This is a genomic window from Maridesulfovibrio salinus (assembly GCF_055394525.1).
In genome coordinates this window covers 2864037-2882021 of the sequence record NZ_AP042461.1, presented here as the reverse complement: position 1 = coordinate 2882021, position 17985 = coordinate 2864037, and the positions used below count along the sequence as shown (strand labels likewise).

The 17985-nt window shown below is 44.7% G+C and carries 17 protein-coding genes; 16 read left to right on the top strand and 1 reads right to left on the bottom strand.

The genetic code is table 11. From position 1 onward, the window contains the following. Window positions 1–31: 31 nt before the first annotated feature. On the top strand, window positions 32–934 hold the full coding sequence (locus tag ACZ5PW_RS13080; protein WP_464554434.1) for a TIGR01777 family oxidoreductase: 903 nt from the start codon (window positions 32–34) through the stop codon (window positions 932–934). A gap of 258 nt (window positions 935–1192) precedes the next feature. Here the strand turns inward: ACZ5PW_RS13080 and rsgA are convergent, their stop codons facing one another. Further along, complete coding sequence (gene rsgA, locus ACZ5PW_RS13075; protein WP_464554433.1) at window positions 1193–2233, bottom strand: ribosome small subunit-dependent GTPase A; 1041 nt, start codon at window positions 2231–2233, stop codon at window positions 1193–1195. A gap of 237 nt (window positions 2234–2470) precedes the next feature. On the opposite strand from rsgA, the gene ACZ5PW_RS13070 reads away from it, so the two are divergent. From ACZ5PW_RS13070 to ACZ5PW_RS13000, 15 genes are all read left to right on the top strand, one after another. Continuing rightward, window positions 2471–3436, top strand: coding sequence for a serine/threonine protein kinase (locus ACZ5PW_RS13070; RefSeq protein ID WP_464554432.1), 966 nt, complete (start codon window positions 2471–2473; stop codon window positions 3434–3436). Window positions 3437–3462: 26 nt separating this feature from the next. Next, window positions 3463–3951, top strand: a complete 489-nt coding sequence (locus ACZ5PW_RS13065) for a universal stress protein (RefSeq protein WP_464554431.1) — start codon at window positions 3463–3465, stop codon at window positions 3949–3951. Between the two features lie 29 nt (window positions 3952–3980). Next, window positions 3981–4964: an ABC transporter substrate-binding protein gene (locus ACZ5PW_RS13060; RefSeq protein WP_464554430.1), complete on the top strand. Its 984-nt coding sequence runs from the start codon at window positions 3981–3983 to the stop codon at window positions 4962–4964. Window positions 4965–5157: 193 nt separating this feature from the next. Beyond that, window positions 5158–5598, top strand: coding sequence for an arsenate reductase ArsC (locus ACZ5PW_RS13055; RefSeq protein WP_464554429.1), 441 nt, complete (start codon window positions 5158–5160; stop codon window positions 5596–5598). Window positions 5599–5813: 215 nt separating this feature from the next. After that, window positions 5814–7025: an L-serine ammonia-lyase gene (locus ACZ5PW_RS13050; RefSeq protein WP_464554428.1), complete on the top strand. Its 1212-nt coding sequence runs from the start codon at window positions 5814–5816 to the stop codon at window positions 7023–7025. Between the two features lie 327 nt (window positions 7026–7352). Beyond that, entirely contained in the window at window positions 7353–8384 is a 1032-nt protein-coding gene (locus ACZ5PW_RS13045) for a metallophosphoesterase (RefSeq protein ID WP_464554427.1), read from the top strand. A 463-nt stretch (window positions 8385–8847) separates the two neighbouring features. Continuing rightward, window positions 8848–10914: a GAF domain-containing sensor histidine kinase gene (locus ACZ5PW_RS13040; RefSeq protein ID WP_464554426.1), complete on the top strand. Its 2067-nt coding sequence runs from the start codon at window positions 8848–8850 to the stop codon at window positions 10912–10914. After that, window positions 10914–11564, top strand: a complete 651-nt coding sequence (locus ACZ5PW_RS13035; protein WP_464554425.1) for a response regulator — start codon at window positions 10914–10916, stop codon at window positions 11562–11564. The genes ACZ5PW_RS13040 and ACZ5PW_RS13035 overlap by 1 nt, the downstream gene beginning before the upstream one ends. A gap of 372 nt (window positions 11565–11936) precedes the next feature. After that, window positions 11937–12257 (top strand): putative quinol monooxygenase, encoded by a 321-nt coding sequence (locus ACZ5PW_RS13030; protein WP_464554424.1) that lies wholly within the window; start codon window positions 11937–11939, stop codon window positions 12255–12257. Between the two features lie 120 nt (window positions 12258–12377). Then, window positions 12378–12947 (top strand): flavin reductase family protein, encoded by a 570-nt coding sequence (locus ACZ5PW_RS13025; RefSeq protein ID WP_464554423.1) that lies wholly within the window; start codon window positions 12378–12380, stop codon window positions 12945–12947. A gap of 37 nt (window positions 12948–12984) precedes the next feature. Beyond that, window positions 12985–13812, top strand: coding sequence for a nitroreductase family protein (locus tag ACZ5PW_RS13020; protein WP_464554421.1), 828 nt, complete (start codon window positions 12985–12987; stop codon window positions 13810–13812). 219 nt (window positions 13813–14031) lie between these two features. Continuing rightward, window positions 14032–14448 carry a DUF5675 family protein gene (locus tag ACZ5PW_RS13015; RefSeq protein ID WP_464554419.1) on the top strand — a complete coding sequence of 139 codons (417 nt, stop codon included), beginning with the start codon at window positions 14032–14034 and terminating at the stop codon, window positions 14446–14448. Window positions 14449–14940: 492 nt separating this feature from the next. Next, a complete protein-coding gene (locus ACZ5PW_RS13010; protein ID WP_464554415.1) occupies window positions 14941–16158 on the top strand; it encodes a helix-turn-helix transcriptional regulator in 1218 nt (405 codons plus the stop codon). 323 nt (window positions 16159–16481) lie between these two features. Next, window positions 16482–17267, top strand: coding sequence for an ABC transporter substrate-binding protein (locus ACZ5PW_RS13005; RefSeq protein WP_464554410.1), 786 nt, complete (start codon window positions 16482–16484; stop codon window positions 17265–17267). A 52-nt stretch (window positions 17268–17319) separates the two neighbouring features. Beyond that, window positions 17320–17976 carry an amino acid ABC transporter permease gene (locus ACZ5PW_RS13000; protein WP_464554406.1) on the top strand — a complete coding sequence of 219 codons (657 nt, stop codon included), beginning with the start codon at window positions 17320–17322 and terminating at the stop codon, window positions 17974–17976. Window positions 17977–17985: the final 9 nt, after the last annotated feature.

Sequence of the window (17985 nt, the reverse complement as noted above, 5' to 3'; positions counted from 1 at the left end):
AATGCAAAAGACCTAGCAAAAGGAGAGCGCGATGAAGGTTGTGATTACTGGCGGTACCGGGTTTATCGGCAGGGCATTGAGTAAGGCACTTGTTGGAAAAGGGTATAATGTAATCGCACTGACCAGATCAAGCCGGCCTTCTGATATTTCCGGAGTTCGCAATGTTGTCTGGGATGGTCAGACTTCCGAGGGCTGGGAGGACTTTGCAGATGGTGCGAAGGCGATAGTGAATCTCGCCGGAGAAAATATTGCCTCCGGACGCTGGAGCGAAAGCAAGAAGCAGGGCATAGAGAAAAGCCGCCTTGAAGCTGGTAAAGCTGTCTCTATGGCTGTGTCCAAAGTCAAGAACAAGCCGGAAGTTGTTGTTCAGGCTTCGGCTGTCGGTTTTTATGGTCCGCGCGGCCCGGAGCCTGTTAATGAAAAATCATCCGCCGGGGATTCCTTTCTGGCCAATGTGGCTCGTAAATGGGAAGATTCAACAGTTAAAGTTGAAGAATATGGCGTGAGGCGTGTTGTAATTCGCACAGGAATGGTACTGGGTCACGGCGGAGCTCTCGCAAAGATGATTCAACCTTTCAAGGCCGGTCTGGGGGCTTATCTCGGAGACGGGCATCAGGGTGTGTCGTGGATACACATTGATGATGAAGTAAAAGCCATAATTCATCTGATTGAGAATCATGAGTGTCAGGGTGTTTTTAATCTAAGCTCTATTCATCCGGTGACTTCAAATAAGTTTCATTATGCTCTGGGTAAAGTCTTTAATAAAAAGGTACGATTGAGAGTTCCCGGGTTTATGGTGAAAATGCTTTTTGGACAGATGGCTGAAGAAATTCTTCTTTCAGGACAATTTGTATTGCCTGAAAGGTTGATCGCAGCGGGATTCAGCTTTGATTATCTTGAAGTAGAGGATGCTTTGATGAGTATTCTGGATTGATCTGGAATGATAATATTTTCTTATAAAGGCAGTTTCTCATATGGAATTCTGCCTTTATAATTTTATAATCCGAGGGGTGCATCTTTCAATTCTATATCTGCAATTTTACATGCCACAGGATCTCCGAAATAGAATATGTGAATCAAGCTGTCGCTGACTGGGCTTTTTATGTGACGGCAATTTGTAATTGCAGTTTCATATTGTGCCGGAGTTTTCCTGCTGGGTTAAATGAGTAATTTTGTAGTGCGTTATTGATTATCATTTCTTCCATTTGCGGGAATATTTCTTTTTGCCTCCAGACTTGCGTCTGGTTTTTTCCGTTATATCTTCACTGTTCTTTTTCGCTTCTACTTTCAGTTTTAGATAATTTTCAAGTCTGCGGGCAGAGATTGATCCCTGCTCTAAAGATTCCCGCACAGCACATCCCGGTTCATGGTTGTGGCTGCAATCAGAGAAGCGACACATATCTTCCGCTTCCGCTATTTCACTGAAAGCGTTGTTGATGCCGGACTGGCAGTCATGAAGCTGTAATTCCCTGATGCCCGGAACATCAATGAGCAGGGCTCTGGAAGGCATAATATGCAGGGATCTGGTTGTGGTTGTGTGACGTCCCTTGCTGTCCGAGTCCCTGATTGATCCCGTTTTTTCCTTCTGATCCCCATTTATGGTGTTAAGCAGTGTGGTCTTGCCGACTCCCGAAGATCCCAGAAGAACAACTGTTTCACCTTCTTTGAACCATTTGTCCAGACAGTTAACGCTGTCTCTGTTCTTGGCATTTACTGTCATTATTTTCATACCCGGATACAGCTCTTCTGCCTGTCTGCGGTATTCCTCGGCATTTTCAGTGAGGTCCGCTTTGGTGAGTATAAGAACAAAGTCAACTCCGGCCTCAAGAGCCAGACAGATATAACGTTCAATCCGATTTGAATTGAACTCGCTGTTGCAGGATGAAACGATGAAAAGTGTATCGATATTAGCCGCAATGGGCTGCAGTTTGACTTCCTGCCCCGGGGCCATGCGTTGCAGCAGGCTGCTTCTATCAAGGACTTTTTCAGGAACAAGGGATTTTCTGTTCAGCAATACCCAGTCACCAACAGTGGGCTGAACATTGAGGCTTCCTATCCCTTTTTCTGCAATTTGCAGAAGGTGCTCCGATTGTCCTGTGGAAACCACAACATGACCGCGATGTGTCATGGTTACTCTGGCGGGCAGGGTGTTTTCTTTATCTTCATCAGTAAGTTGGGAGCTGAATCTTGTTTTCCAGCCCAGTTCGGAAAGTGAATATTCTGGCGCGTTCAATTAGTCCTCTGTGTTCAGTAGGATGGTTAAAGTGTTATCCGGCAAACATTAAACATACGTAACAATATATCAACAGGCAAGCAAAGGATTGGCCGAAACCAGACTTATCAGAAAGGATCCTTTCGGAGATATCTGCTGTGATTTTATTGTAATGCTTTTAATGAAGTTATGGCTGTGTTATGTTTTAAGTGAGAATATAAATATAGTGACAGCTCAAAATATCTGCCGGAGGTCTTAATGAGCAGAGAAGTTCATGACCTGATTAAGAAGTTCATACCTGAGCACAGTATTTCCCGTTTCGGGAATCTGTATACTGATACGACTGAGTTTATGAATATTGATTACAGTGATATCATCAAGTTGCATGATGAACATTTTCTCGTTCTCAAGAATGAGCAGGAGAGGAGGTTCGGGCTGACCGACCCCAAGTATTGGGTAAAGCGTTGCAGGAAGCTTGAAACCAATGAGCCCAAAATTTTGAAGCTGGTTTTTTATGAAAAGTTTCCGATGAACATAGGCCCATTCAAGATCCAGTGCTTCAGAAGCCCCCGCAAGGAAGCAAGAATTCTGGATCTTGTAAAGGGAGACAAGCGTTTTATGCAGGGTTATTCCAATGATGATACCGCAGGAAATAACGTTCGTGTACTGGATGTTATTCGCGGCAAGAGGCTGGATGTAGTTGTTCACAATATTCCTGTTGATCATAAGACTTATTTTCATGAATATTTTCCAGATATTCTGGAGAAGTATCTTGGAGCCTGTGAAGCGATAAAGTTTCTGCACGACAACGATGAAAAACACGGGGATATCCGCAGGGACCATCTCTGGGTCGAGAGTGAGACCGGTGATTATCGCTGGATCGATTTCGACTATGCTTTTGATCTATATGAGAACCCTTTCGGCCTTGATGTATTCGGTCTTGGAAGCATTCTTATTTATTTGGCAGGAAAGGCCAACCTGACTCCTCAGACATTGCAGGATCATGGTGTAGACAGGCAGATTCTCACCAGTCTGAGCCGGGGTGATTATTCGGTTGTAATTGGCAACAGGGTCGTGAATCTGCGTAAGATTTATGATTACATACCTTCCTCATTAAATAATATTCTGATGCATTTTTCATCGTCGAGTTCTGTTTTTTACGAATCGGTTGATGAGTTGATGGTTGATATGAACAGAAGTCTAAAGGAAATCAGGAGTCTTTAAAATTTAGATGCCAGGAGGTTGAAGCTATGGAATCCATCAGAGTTCTGATCGCTTTTGACGGTTCTGAAAATTCATTCAAGGCCGTAGATTATGTGGGGGAAATAGCGCGGAATTGCTCCGGTAGTGAGATATCACTGCTTTATGTTGAAAGGCTTCCGGATAAGGATATTTTTCCTGATGAGGAATTATGGAAGAAGGAATGTGAACATAATGAAAAAGAAATAAACGCAAAACTGGAGCAGGCACGCCTCAGGCTTATTGAGCTGGGAGTCCCGCAAAAGGAAATTTTCATCCGTTATTTTGCAAGCTGCAAGTCCCCGTTCCATGAAACAGATATATGCTCTACCGGACGCAGTATCGGCATGGATATCCTCAGAATACGAGAGGAAGAGGGAGTCGGAACGATTGTTATTGGAAGAAGGGGAGTCAGTAAGGCTGAAGAGTTCCTGTTTGGCTCAGTCTCAACCAAAGTTGTACAGTCTGCGGTAGATTGTACTGTATGGGTTGTAAGCTGAATTAAGCAGAGTTCAAAGACGGGGTGCTCATGATCAGAATTACAGGTTTAATATACATATTATTTTTATTACTGGCCCCGATTAATGCCTTAGCTCTACCCAGGGTTCTATGGATAGAAAGTTATCATGCCGGCTATCTTTGGGATCAGGAGATGATGAAGGGGCTGGAATCCAGTACCAAAGGAAAGATTGAGCTTTTGCGTTTTCAAATGGACACCAAAAGGCTGCATGAAGATGTTTATGAGGAAAGGGCGGAACTTGCCAGTCTGTATTACCGTGAAGTCAAACCCGATATTGTGATTCTGTCCGATGACAACGCGCTCAAATATGTAGGCCCCAGACTGAGTCACACAGGTACACCTGTTGTCTATATGGGGATAAATGAAAACCCCAGAAATTATCATTTGCAAAAAATGAATATTACCGGTGTCCTTGAACGGCCTCTTTATAAGAGAACTATAAAATATATTAATGAGATACTTAATGTGGGCAATGATAAGGTCCTTATTTTGTTTGATAATGGCACAACAACACAGGCTTTTAAGAAACAGGTTTTTAAAAAATCAGACACTCTGACCGTCAGCGGTGTAAATACTGATTTGAAGGTTGTCTCCAGTTTTGGAAAGTGGAAAAAAATCATTAAGGAAGCTGAAAGTGAGGGGTATCGGGCTATCGTGGTAGGCCTGTATCAACGAGTCTTTGATGGCGAAAAGCATGTGGACAGTGAAGAGCTCCTTGAGTGGACATCTGCCAACAGCGTGCTTCCTGTTTTTGCTTTCTGGAGAATGAGTGTGGGAAAAGGAAAAGCCGTTGGTGGAATGGTTCTCTGTGGTGAAGAGCAGGGAAGAGCTGCGGGAAATATGGTTTTGGAGATTCTGGGTGGAAAACCGGCCAGTCGTATAAGGCCTGTGACCCCTGATCGGGGCAGTTTTGTATTCAGCCGCTCCGAACTGTCCCGCTGGAAAATAAGACTGCCTTTTAAGATAATGAAACAGTCATTTTTTGTCCCGTAAAAAACAGGCTGATATACACTCTTAAATTTTGTCTTTTCAATCGGTGTTTTATATTTTTATTGCAAGTTTGTTACAAACTCCTTTGTGTCATTGACTCATAAGGTTTGCTCGAATAAGTCTTTTGCCGTTTGGCAAATTAAGCAAGTGTAATAATTTTAGTGCCGCCATTAAATCATGCGGTTATGGACAGAAGATGGATAAATTGAACCTTTTGTTTTTATGTACCGGTAATTCCTGTAGAAGTCAGATTGCTGAAGGATGGACACGACATCTTAAAAGCGATCTGATTAATGTGTATTCGGCAGGAATTGAAACTCATGGATTAAATCCTAACGCTGTAAAGGTCATGGCAGAAGTTGGAGTAGACATATCTCATCAGGCTTCTACCCATATTGATGACTTCAGGGACGCTCAAATTGATGTTGTCGTTACTGTTTGTGATCATGCGCACGAGACCTGTCCTTTTTTTCCGGGGGGCTGTAAGGTAATTCATGTAGGTTTTGACGATCCGCCAAGAATGGCCAGAGAACTAGCTGAGTCGGGAGCAGGCGAAGAAGAACAATTGGAATGTTACAGAAGAGTTCGTGATGAGATTAGAGAGTTTGTGGAAGGGCTTCCGGAAGGTCTGATCTAAAAAGTCTGCAGTACGTGACTTCTGGCCGGAACCGCTTTTGCGGTTTCGGCTTTTTTATTGATCTGATAATTTAAATAAATATGTAATGTTTACCCATGTCTGCTTATAAATTCGAATCGAGTAAAATTTTCTATATTTTTTATTCGAAACGTAATATAGCAACTACCAGGTGTTCATCATATGGTTTAATAGATAAAACTAGAGCAGGTACGTTTATGGAGTCACTTAGAGAATTATACAGGATAGGAGTCGGCCCCTCTTCCAGCCATACCATGGGGCCTAAGTTTGCTGCTGAAACATTTCTGGGGAAAAATCCGGAGGCTGCAAATTTCCGGGTTACTCTTTTTGAAAGTCTCGCGGCAACAGGCAAAGGGCACTTAACGGATTGGGCCATAATCAGCGTGCTTGGAGATGAGCGGACTGAACTTATCTGGAAAGCCGAAGAGAAAATGCCGGAGCATCCTAATGGGATGTTTTTTGAGGCTCTCGATTCTTCGGGAAATGTTCTCGACTCCTGGAAAGTATACAGTGTCGGCGGCGGAGCAATCCGTGAAGAAGGCACTCAGGGTGTCAGCCTTGATCCTGTGTATGATATTCGGACCATAACTTCTATTATGGCTTTTTGCGAAGACAAAGGAATTACCTACTGGGAGTATGTTGAACAGTGTGAAGGAAAGGAAATCTGGGATTTTCTGCGGGAAATCTGGCGCGTTATGGACGAGTCCCTTGAACGTGGTCTTGATGCTGAGGGCGTTCTGCCCGGATCTATCGGGCTGAGAAGGCAGGCAAAGTCCTATTACCGCCGCACTCGTCTGGCCGGGCCTGATATGCAATTGACCGGCTTGACTACTGCTTATGCTCTGGCTGTATCAGAAGAAAATGCCGCCGGGGGAGTTATTGTTACGGCTCCGACATGCGGTTCCTGTGGAATCGTTCCTGCCACCCTGAAATATTTGCAGCAGATTCATGATCTTAAAGAAAATGACCTGATTCGTGCATTGGCTACAGCTGGTCTTTTCGGCAATGTAATTAAGACCAATGCATCCATATCGGGAGCTGAAGTGGGGTGTCAGGGTGAAGTCGGTTCAGCCTGTGCTATGGCTTCTGCCGCAGCAACCCAGCTTATGGGGGGAACTTTGCGCCAGATAGAATATGCCGCAGAAATGGGGCTTGAACACCATCTGGGGCTGACCTGTGACCCTGTGGACGGTTTGGTCCAGATTCCCTGTATTGAGAGGAATGCATGCGCTTCTACCAGAGCACTGGCCCGAGCACAGATGTCCATTCTTTCAGATGGAAGCCACCGTATACCTTTTGATGAGGTTGTTTCAGTAATGAAAGAAACCGGTCATGACCTCCCGAGTCTTTACCGTGAGACCTCCAGCGGCGGACTTGCCAAAGCTTATAATTCCCGCAACAAGGCATGATTCTGCATTCTCTGAATGCGGAAATAACGCCGGATGACAGGCGTAAATAAAAAACTGAAACGGGTTGTCAGACACATTCGCGTTTTAGCACTTTATATCCTCCTCACATATATCGTATTTATTGACATTATGAAGGCTGCCCTTAAAAAAGGCAGCCTTTTTTGCGCTGATACAACTTTAAGATAATGTTGTAATTTAGGTCTTGTACAATTATATATTTTCTTCAAAACAAATTTAACCGCACCGGACCTGCTTATGTCATTTTATGTAAAAGCTACGATTATTTATTTTATTTGTTATTCATATGTTCGGCTGTGGATATGCCGGATGCTTGTAGATAACCCGTCAATAAAACGGAGTGTGCTTGTTGCGACTGATCTTATGACGGTAGCCTTGCCCGTTTCCCTCTATTTTCGGGCTGAACTTCCATACATTATAAAAATAATCCTGCAGGGTGCTGGTTACAGCTGGGCTGCAATTATAGCCTGTATGGTTCCTGTCGGGCTTTGTTTTGAGCCGATTCGCTGGGGGCTTAAGGTCCTCGGTAACGGTATTAGAGTCCCAAGATTGAAGGTCTTTGCGGTTTTGTGTCTTGTTTCTGCTGTAATGACCATTGGCGGCTACATTAATGCAACTTCTCCGGTGGTTAAGGAACTTGAGTTCGATCTGTCGAAAGGAGATGCAAATGCCAGGGAGTACCGGGTAGTTGCTTTTGCCGATCTGCATGCGGGGAAGCTGATGACTCGGGACCGGGTTGGGGCTGTTGTCAATCTGGTCAACACCATTGAACCGGACATGGTGTTCATGGTCGGTGATATTCTTGATGATCTTGATGCTGAATTCACAAGGGCGGCAGATGAGCTTGCCAGAATAAAGGCTCCACTTGGCAAGTATGCTGTTCTGGGAAATCATGAATACTATCTGGGTGATGACTGGTCCAAAAATATGCTTGAAAAGCAGGGAATCACATTGCTTAATGATAAAAGTGAAGTTGTGGACGGACGCTTCCTGCTTGTAGGCAGAAATGACTTTGCCGCACCGATTCGTAACGGTAGACGGATTGCGCTGCCGAATATCATTCCGGCTGAAAACAAACTGCCGATAGTCCTTCTGGATCATACTCCGCGGAAACTTGAAGAAGCGGAAGAAGCCGGAGTGGCGCTTCAACTTTCAGGACATACTCATAACGGGCAGTTGTTCCCCTTTAATCTGGTAGTAAAAAGGCTCTATGAAGAAGAGTTCGGGACTTACAGAAAAGGGGCGACAACTTACTATGTAACCTGTGGGGTAGGTTTTTGGGGGCCGCCTTTGAGGACTAACAGCAGACCTGAAGTTCTGTTGATCAAACTCAAGGTATAGAACAATCTGATCATAATATGGAAATATGGATTTGTGATCCTTTTTAAAGGCTTCATATGTATATAAGCTGACTGGGATAGCTTGACAACTATCACCTGTGTTGCGGCCATGTGTTCCTGCCATATTTTAAAACATATTTCATGGTGACAATCTTGAATTGTCAGCATGTTTACATTTTATAATAGTCACGGACCGCGGCAACCGTGCAGTTGCCTTACCGGATTATTTATTTCAGTCAGAACGCGGATAACTCCCTTATTTCCCGGGCTTAAAAGATAGTTTAAGTTTTACTTTAAGTTTCTAGATATCACGTGCTCCTTGTTTAATTAATTTCATTGATTTTGTTGTGAGCAGATTGGTTTAAATCATCCATTTTACTGATTTCGGATCGGATTGACTGTGCTAATAATCAAGTCAAGAATCGGATAACAGCCTTGGGTGCAAAGCCGGGCAGGATAAATATATGAAGAATGACAAGTTGAAAATCATTGGTGAAATTTTGCTGAGCAATATGGACTCTGTTTCAGCTGATTTTGCCGGTATACTGGCAGAGCATCAGCCTCGCTGGTATGCAAATGTTGAGCCTGAAGAGCTTAAGGAAAGTGCCGGTAAAGGTGCAGAAATGATACTCAAGTGTTTCACTCGTGGAGACCTTGATATTATGGAAGAGTATTTCAGAAGTTGCGCCAATATCAAGCTTGACCGCGGGGTCGGTATCAGGGATGTGGTTGAAAGCTCACTGCTGGGAAAGCTGGCGATCAGATCTTTCGGCAGAACTTTTTTTAAGGAGAATAATGACTATCTTGATTTTCTTGATGAGCTTGAGGAGTTTTACTTTGAGGTATTGAACCTTACCACCGACAGATACTCCGGAATGCTGCTGTCACGTCTGAATACGGAACATGTCCGCAACAAACTTCTGCTTGAGGCATCAAGCACCGTCACCAGTGCTTTGGACCCTGACGAGGTGCTTGATAAACTGGCGGAAGTGCTCGCGGGAACCGTGGATAATGGCTGCTGTACCATTTTTCTTGTGCACCCTGAAACTGGCGGGCTGGCCCCAAGTGCGGGATATGGTTACGCCAGTGAGGAGTGCCAGAGTGCTTTGCGCGGCCTCAGGCTCTGCCCGTCCGGCAATGCCATCACCGGGGTGGATGGCAAGAGCTACGGTTTCTGCACAGCTAACAAGGCAAGTTCATCTTTTGCTGATATACTTCCTGAGGCGGTCAGAGCCGGATCGGTATCTCTTTTTCCGATCAATAACGGAACCAGGATGGTTGGCATGGCCCTTGTTTCTTCAGCCAAGAACGGGTTCACTTTTGACGAAGCCACTCAGGAACTCATTGGCGGGATTCTTAATACTGTTGCCGTAGCTATTGAAAGTGCTGTTATGGCAAGACAGACCAGAAGGCAGTTGAAGGAAAGTGAAAGTCTGAGACGAGTAGCCAACCTGCTGCTTGAGCGTCCGGATGGCAGGAACGGTGAGGTGCTGACCCTAATTGCCGAAGAAGCCCGAGGGATAGTAGATGGAGGCGGAAGTGCCATTCTCATTAATGAAGGCGAGAATCTGCATTACGTTTATGGTGCCGGCATCCCGCAGCCGCCAAAAGAATTTTATCCGGTTGATTCAAGTTTTTACGGTAGTGTCTTAACAGCCCGCAAGACAGCGGTTGTCCGTGACGCGCAAAGTGAAATTCCCGAAGGGGAGTGTAGTCCGGAAGTCCGCACTCTCATTGTTGTTCCCTTGAGGGAAGGTGAGCGTACTCTAGGTCTTCTGCTGGTTTCAAATAAACCGGGTGGTTTTGACCATGCTGACAAGCGTATTATGGAAATGTTCGCGGCACAGGCTGTTCTGGCCATGCGCAACAGCAGAATGTTTGAGCAGAGTGAAAAACTGGTGGTTCAGGACGAAAGACAGCGCCTTGCCCGTGAACTTCATGATTCGGTAACACAGGCTTTATATGCCATTACATTCTGTTCCGATGCGGCTGTGCGCTCTCTTGAATCCGGCAAGGAGTCAGCAACTGTGGAGCAGCTTAAAGCTCTTCAGGGTATGGCGCAGCAGGCGATGCGTGACATGCGTTCTTTGATATTCGACCTTCATCCACCGGAACTTGAAAGCGAGGGGCTGGTAGGTGCTTTGCAGGCCCGTCTTAACTCGGTTGAAATCCGTTCAGGGCTCAGTGCAGAGCTTCTGGTGGAAGGAGACGAGAGACGCATGGCTTTGCGGGTTGAAGAAGAAGTATTCCGCATTGCTATTGAAGCTTTGAATAATTCCACCAAACATTCAAAGGCGAAATCTGTTATTGTAAGCGTCGATTTTGCTGATGGTTATACTTCTATTCAGGTCAGTGATGACGGTGTGGGCTTTGATCCTGACACACTTCCGACCGGCGGGATGGGATTACGCGGCATACGTGAACGCTCCGAGCGGATAAACGCTGAATTTTCCATTAATAGTATTCCGGGCAGCGGAACGACTGTGCGGGTGGATATCCATGAGAAATCTGTATCTCAGGAGGCAGAATAATGGGTGATGTAATTAAGGTTCTTCTTGTCGATGACCATGATATAGTGCGCATCGGGGTTCGCAGCTTTCTGGGAAGTTTTAATGATATTGAAGTTGTCGGTGAGGCTTCCAATGGTAAAGAGGCCGTTGAGCTCACAGCTGAGCTGTCTCCGGATATCATACTCATGGACATGTTGATGCCCGTTATGGATGGAATCGAAGCAATCAGGCAGATTCGGGACCGCAAGCTTGAGGGAAGAATTATCGCCCTGACCAGTTTTGCCACGGATGATAAACTTTTTCCGGCAATCAAGGCCGGTGCAATGGGATATCTGCTAAAAGATTCCACTCCTGATGAATTGCTGGAAGCAATCCGCAGAGTGCACAAGGGTGAACCTTCGCTGGCTCCTGATATCGCGCGTAAGGTCTTATCGGAGCTTTCCAATCCAGTGGATGAAGCAAAACCCACTCCGGACCCGCTGACCCCCCGTGAGCTGGACACTCTGAAACTGGTGGCTAAAGGTAAAAGCAATAAAGTTATTGCTGAAGAGATGTTTGTTAGTGAGGCCACCGTGCGCACTCATATGACAAGTATTCTGTCCAAACTCCATCTTGCAAACAGGGTGGAAGCCACTCTTTATGCACTGCGCGAGGGGATTGCATCACTTTAAGATTGCTTGCTATTAATTATTGCGGCTGATTTGGACTATTTTATTAAACTAGGGAGATTCCGTGACGGGATCTCCCTTTTTGTTTTACGACAAAAATCGGAGTTATTTCCGCTTATAGTTCTGTATATTTATATCCATAAATCAGCCTTCATGAGGATTATTTCAGTCTGGTTCAGTGTATATTTGAGATGGATGTGTCGTACAGCTTGCCGGGCGGTTGAGAATTAAGTCTCGTGAAACTTTGTTTGATGTCCGATGTTTGTCCTCATGTTTATTCTGGATAGATTTTGCCATTTGGTGGAACCATTGAAGCACAAAGATATAAGTATCCTGACTAATGTCAGTAAATTTTAAAAAACGGGAAGGATTATTATGTATTGTTGCCATCCTTTTGTTATGACCTGCAGATTGAGGGCCAGAAAAGGGTGCGAAGAGAGTCTGAAATCACTTTTGGAGGATATTGTTAAAAAAATATCTGATCACGAGGGCTTGATGCTTTATTGTTTCCATCAGGCAAAGCAGGACCCTTCTGTTTTTTTTCTTTATGCACAGTTCACTTCAGAAGCATCTTTCAGAATGCATCTTGACAGTGAGGCCATTCGAAGTCTGCAGGATAAAATGATAGATTTACTTGATGAAAAGCCTGTGTCTGACTGTTGGAAACTGTTCGGAAAAGCCATTAAAAAAGAGTAATCTGCTATATCAGATTTTTCTGATATTTATTTGATGTATTGCAGCATCCATGCTGTATTGAAATATGCTAAAGTTTTTCTGTAATTAAATATTGATATAATTTTAACTCAGGAGTTTAAAATGAAAAAAAGTGTAAAGCCGGGAACTTTTGCATTCCCTACACCGGTATGGTGTGTTGGTAGTTATGATGCCGAAGATAAACCTAACGTCATGACTATCGCCTGGGGTGGAATCTGCTGTTCGGTCCCTCCCTGCCTGACAATTTCTCTGCGTAAGGCCACTTACACCTATGGATCAATAATGGAGCGTAAAGCATACACAGTGTCTGTTCCCTCTATTAAGTATGTTGATGAAACCGACTATTTCGGAATGGCAAGTGGCAAAAACACCGATAAATTCGCTGTAAGCGGACTTACCCCGGCAAGGTCGGAAGTTGTTGACGCTCCCTATGTTCAGGAATTTCCCCTTATTTTCGAGTGCAAGGTTATCCATACTCTGGAAATCGGCTTACATACCCAGTTTGTTGGTGAGATTGTCGGAATCAAGGCCGATGAAGAGATTCTCGACGAAAACGGGTTGCCCATGATGAACCTTGCTGAGCCTTTTGCTTATGCGCCCACTGGAAAGGATTACCGTGCTATTGGCGAGCAGGTAGGAACCGGCTTCAAATCCGGTAAACATTTTATGTAACCCGTTTGGGGCTGGATTGAATCACGGAGAAATGAAAATGCACGGTTTTAAGGTAGACGAAAAGTTATGTGTACAATGCGGGCTTTGCGTTGAGGATTGTGTCTTCGGGGCCATAGAGTTGGATGGTATTCCTATAATGACCAACCCGGACAGTTGCATTAAATGTCAGCACTGCCTTGCTGTATGCCCCACAGGAGCTCTTTCGGTTCTGGGCAACTCACCTGACGACAGTACCCTTATTAAAGGAGAAATGCCCTCAGCGGATCAAATGGCTGTCCTTATCAAAGGAAGGCGTTCAATACGCAGATATAAACCTGATCCTCTTGAATCAGTGCAGATTCAGAAACTTCTGGATATTGCCTGGCATGCTCCGACAGGAGTGAATTCTCAGAGTGTTCACATTACCCTGATGGAAAGCGCTGAAGATGTTAAGGCGTTCAGCGATTATATTTACTCCCGCATCAAAAAGGGCTTTAAAGATAACAGCCTGCCGGATCTGCCGATTGTCCGGTATTATGAGTGGGCTCTCAAAGCCCGTGAACGTGGTATTGATATGCTGTTTCGGGGTGCTCCCCATGTGATAATCGTCTCCTCGCCGAAATCTGCTCCGACTTCGGTTGCCGATACCCATATCTTCCTTTCTTATTTTGAATTGATGGCACAGGCAATGGGCATTGGAACTCTCTGGAACGGTTTGTTGCGGCGTACTGTTGAGGTTGTTTTTCCCGACCTGCTTGAGAAGTTAGGCATACCTGATGATCATGAAATCAGCTATGCAATGAGTTTTGGCATACCGGATGTGAAGTATCAGAGGACAATTGAACGTGGCCCGGCAAATATCCGTAGAATTGGTTGGAAAGGGTAGATCCCTTAGATAAGAAGACCTGATTGCGCTTTACCCGCGGATTAATAATGCCCTCGGCAGTCTTGCCGGGGGCATTTCTCCTTCAATAAGCTTATGTTTGGTAATTGTTTTAATTTTGAAAAACTGAGTATACCGGACATTGTCAAGTGACCTGAGGTCCGTTTTTTCATGGATAATCCTTTTTTGAATTTAAGAAATTATTTCAGAAAGGAGAAAACTATGAAAACAGTCGAAATTAAGAGAGTAGAGAATTCTTCGCAGGCAACACTCGGAGTTTTGCTTGTGGACGGAAAGGCGGTCTGTTGGACTCTGGAAGAGCCATGGCGAGGAAACAGAAAGGAAATTTCTTGCATTCCTGAAGGGCGGTATCGCCTCAGTCTTGACTATTCACCTTCCAGAAAAAGAAAATTGTGGACGATTAGGGATGTACCCGGCCGTTCTTATATCCGTATACATACCGGCAATACCGCTCTTGATACAGAAGGATGCCCGCTGACCGGAACCAGCCCCGGGATGCTCAATGGACAAAGAGCGGTTCTCGGCAGCCGTGAGGCTTTTGCTGAATTCATGAATGAGATGTCAGGAATGGATAAGGCAGAGATTGTGATTACAGATAATTCAGGAAGTGAAGTTTAATTTCAATATGTTAAATGTCTTATCTATCTATTTTGTTAAAGCACAACTTTAAGTATTGGTGGGCAGATCTGGATCTGTCTACCAAAGACTAAGCTTTTGGTTCTTGATTTTCATCATTCAAGGGTAATTTTATGGTAAATCTTGTCCATTGCCCCGGTTCTGAAATGGAGGGATGAGAAGGGTGTCCCGCACACCTTTTTCAATGTTGCTGACCCAGAACATTCCCGGATGATATGAATGTATAACAAGAACATGGTGAACTTCTCCTGCCTCAGCTGAAGCCGTCAGAAGAAGAGCAACGATTATTGTTCTCAAATAACATGCAGTCATTCTGCAGATAAAACTGATTGGTTTCCTATTCATGGCTTACAATTATAGCATAAAAAGCTTCTTATATCCATAAAGCAAGATGAGATCGGGTAATTTGAGTTCACACGCAATGGCTGATACAAATTAAAATCTTTGCAACCATTCTGATCAAAGGAAAAGTTTGTGATTTCAAGTAATGATGACTATTCGGAGCGTCTGCCGGAACAGATTTCAGAAGTTTTCGAGTCTTTTTCGGATTTTATCCTTTTCACTGATGACAGCGGCCGTATTTGCTCTGCAAATCTTCCGGCTGTGGAGTTTTTTGATGGCCCTTTGAATGAGAGACGCATCTGGAACCTTCTTGAGGTCGAAGCAAAGAATATTGATGATTTTTTAGATCTTTATCCTGCTGAAAGTGTTCATGAAATACCTTACGGGGAAAGCGGAGGAAGCTATTCCTTGCGGCTGATACCCCTTGCTGGTCCTTATTGTTCGGAAGGATATGTGGCGGTCATAACCAACAACGCGCCCTTTGTGGAATTACATGAAACCTACGAAGAGCGCATTGAAGATAATATCGCAGCTCTTGATGACAGTATCTCTCTTTTCAATGCCCTGTTTGAAGCCGCTCAGGACCCGACTTTTCTTGTTGATTCTTCATACCGCATCCTTACATCAAATCCTGCCTCGGAAAGACTTTTCGGCCGCCGTGCATCGCTCTCGGGAAATTGCTGTCTTAATATTTTTGATGCTGATTCTTCGGAAATTGTGCGTGAGTATTTTGAAACCTGCACAACCAAAATACCTGTTCCTTTCGAAGAGCTTCTGACCGCCCGCAGTGCTGACAGGGTTGAGATCCCGGTAGAAATAACCATGCATAAGGTTCAGTTGCAGTCCGGAACCGTTATTCATCTGGTTTTGCGGGATATGAGTGATATTCAAAGGCTGGAAACCGGCCTTGAAGAGAGCAGAGAGCAGGTGGACGGGATGAATGTCGCCTTGCGGACTGTTATTGAGTCAGTAGAGGAAGAAAAGCGTGACATGCATGAAGAGTTTGCCTTGCAGGTACGAGAACAGATCCTTCCGGCTCTGGACAGAATGATAAAGGAACCCTTGCCCCAGATGCGCAAGAGTTTCGGCAAGTTTATCAAGGAAAGGTTGTCAGCCCTTACAGGCGAAACAGGTGATAACTTTGATGAACTGCTGCTCAAGTTGAGCCCACGTGAAGTCGAAATATGCCGTTATGTTGAATCCGGTAAAAGCACTGAACGCATAGCGGAACTCCTCTCTATCACTGCTGATACTGTCCGCACACATCGAAAGAATATTCGCCGCAAACTGGGCTTGCGCGGTAAAAGTGTTTCTCTGATATCCTATCTCAAACATCAGGCCAGTTCCTGAGTCTTATGGGTATGGTCTATACCCATTAAGTACCCAATAGATCGCCTTGTGGGTAGAATGTTATTCTGATTTGATGCATTCATTGACTGGCTCTTTGTATTTTACTTTTTTCACTTTGCGTACAGATGACTCAGGAAGAAATAGCAGATACAAATATGAGAGATGCAACAATTAATATTGTAGTGTCATTAGTTGCAATGCTCATTTTTCTTTGTTTTTCATTTGTGCATCGTAGTGAAATTCAAAATTCCACTTCCACTTCCTCTGTGGTGGTATACAAAGGCGTATACCTCGATAATTAGTTCACATATTCAGGAGAAAACATGAGACGTTTTACTGCCTTATACCTTGCGCTTATTTCGCTGTTTATAGTCGTGTCTGTATGCGGCTGTTCTCAGCAGGAAAAGACCGGTCTTGAAAAAGTCAAAGACTCCGGTGAAGTCAGCTTTGCCATGAGCGGCGGTTATCCACCTTTCAACTATTTCAACAAACAAAATGAACTCGTTGGATTTGATGTTGATGTCGCCAAAGAAGTTGCCAAAAGGCTCAATGTAAATCTCAAGCCTGTTACCACTGAGTGGAGCGGGATTATCGAAGGACTGAGGTCCGGTATTTACAGCGGCATTCTCGGAAGTATGGCCGCGACAGAGCAACGCAAGATGGTCGTGGATTTTTCCACTCCCTATTATTATTCCGGCGCTCAGATGTTTGTTCGTTCCGATTCTCCATACACATCCCCGGAGGATCTGAAGGATAAGGCGATCGGACTGGTTACCGGAACCACTTTTGAGCAGGATGCCAAGAACCTTGGTGTCAGTGATATCCGTCTCTATAAGGATGATACCCATACTCTGACCGAGCTTTCAAACGGAGTCATTGAGGGTGTTATAACAGACCGTGTTGTAGGCGTTAACGCTATGAACAGTGGCAAATTCAAGATCAAGCCCCTTGGATCTCCGCTGCGAAAGGAAGACATTGCGGTAGCTTTCAGAAAGGAAGATAAAACCCTTACTGAAGAAGTTAATAAGATTCTTAAACAGATGCATGAAGACGGCACTCTTACTGAAATCAGTAAGAAGTGGCTTAAGGTTGATATTACCAAGAAATAATAAGGAAAGGGGGCTAAGAGCCTCCTTACTTTTTTGAAAAAAAGGAAAACAGATGTATTTCGATTTTTCAAGTCTGCCGGAGTATGTGCCATATTTTCTGCCGGCAGCATGGATGACCCTGGAGATTACCGTGTTGGGTATTCTGCTGGGGCTTGTCCTCGGTCTGATCACCGTGTTCATGCGGATCTCAGACAAGCGGATTTTGAATTTACCGGCCCATGCGTACATATACATTATCCGCGGTACTCCATTACTGTTGCAGTTGCTCTTTATTTATTTCGGTATGCGCAGTCTGATAGGACTTTCCGCTCTTCCGGCAGCAGTGCTGGCGCTTGGAGTGCATAACGGAGCGTATATCGCTGAAATTTTCAGAGGTGCCATAACCTCCATTGCGGAAGGCCAGATGGAGGCAGCGCGCAGTATCGGTATGAGCTACCCAAGAGCCATGCTAAGGATTATACTTCCCCAGGCTTTTAAGCGGGCGGTTCCGGCTCTGGGTAACCAGTTTATCATTGCCCTGAAGGATTCGTCACTGGCCAGTACTATCACCATCAACGAGTTGCTGCTTAAATCCCAGCAACTGGCCTCATCAAACTTTATGATGATGGAAATGCTGTCTATCGCCGGTGTGTTTTACCTTATTTATACCGGAGCTTTCACTTTCCTGTTTCATGGAATTGAAAGGAAGCTCGATACAAGCAGGGCATAGGGAGGACAT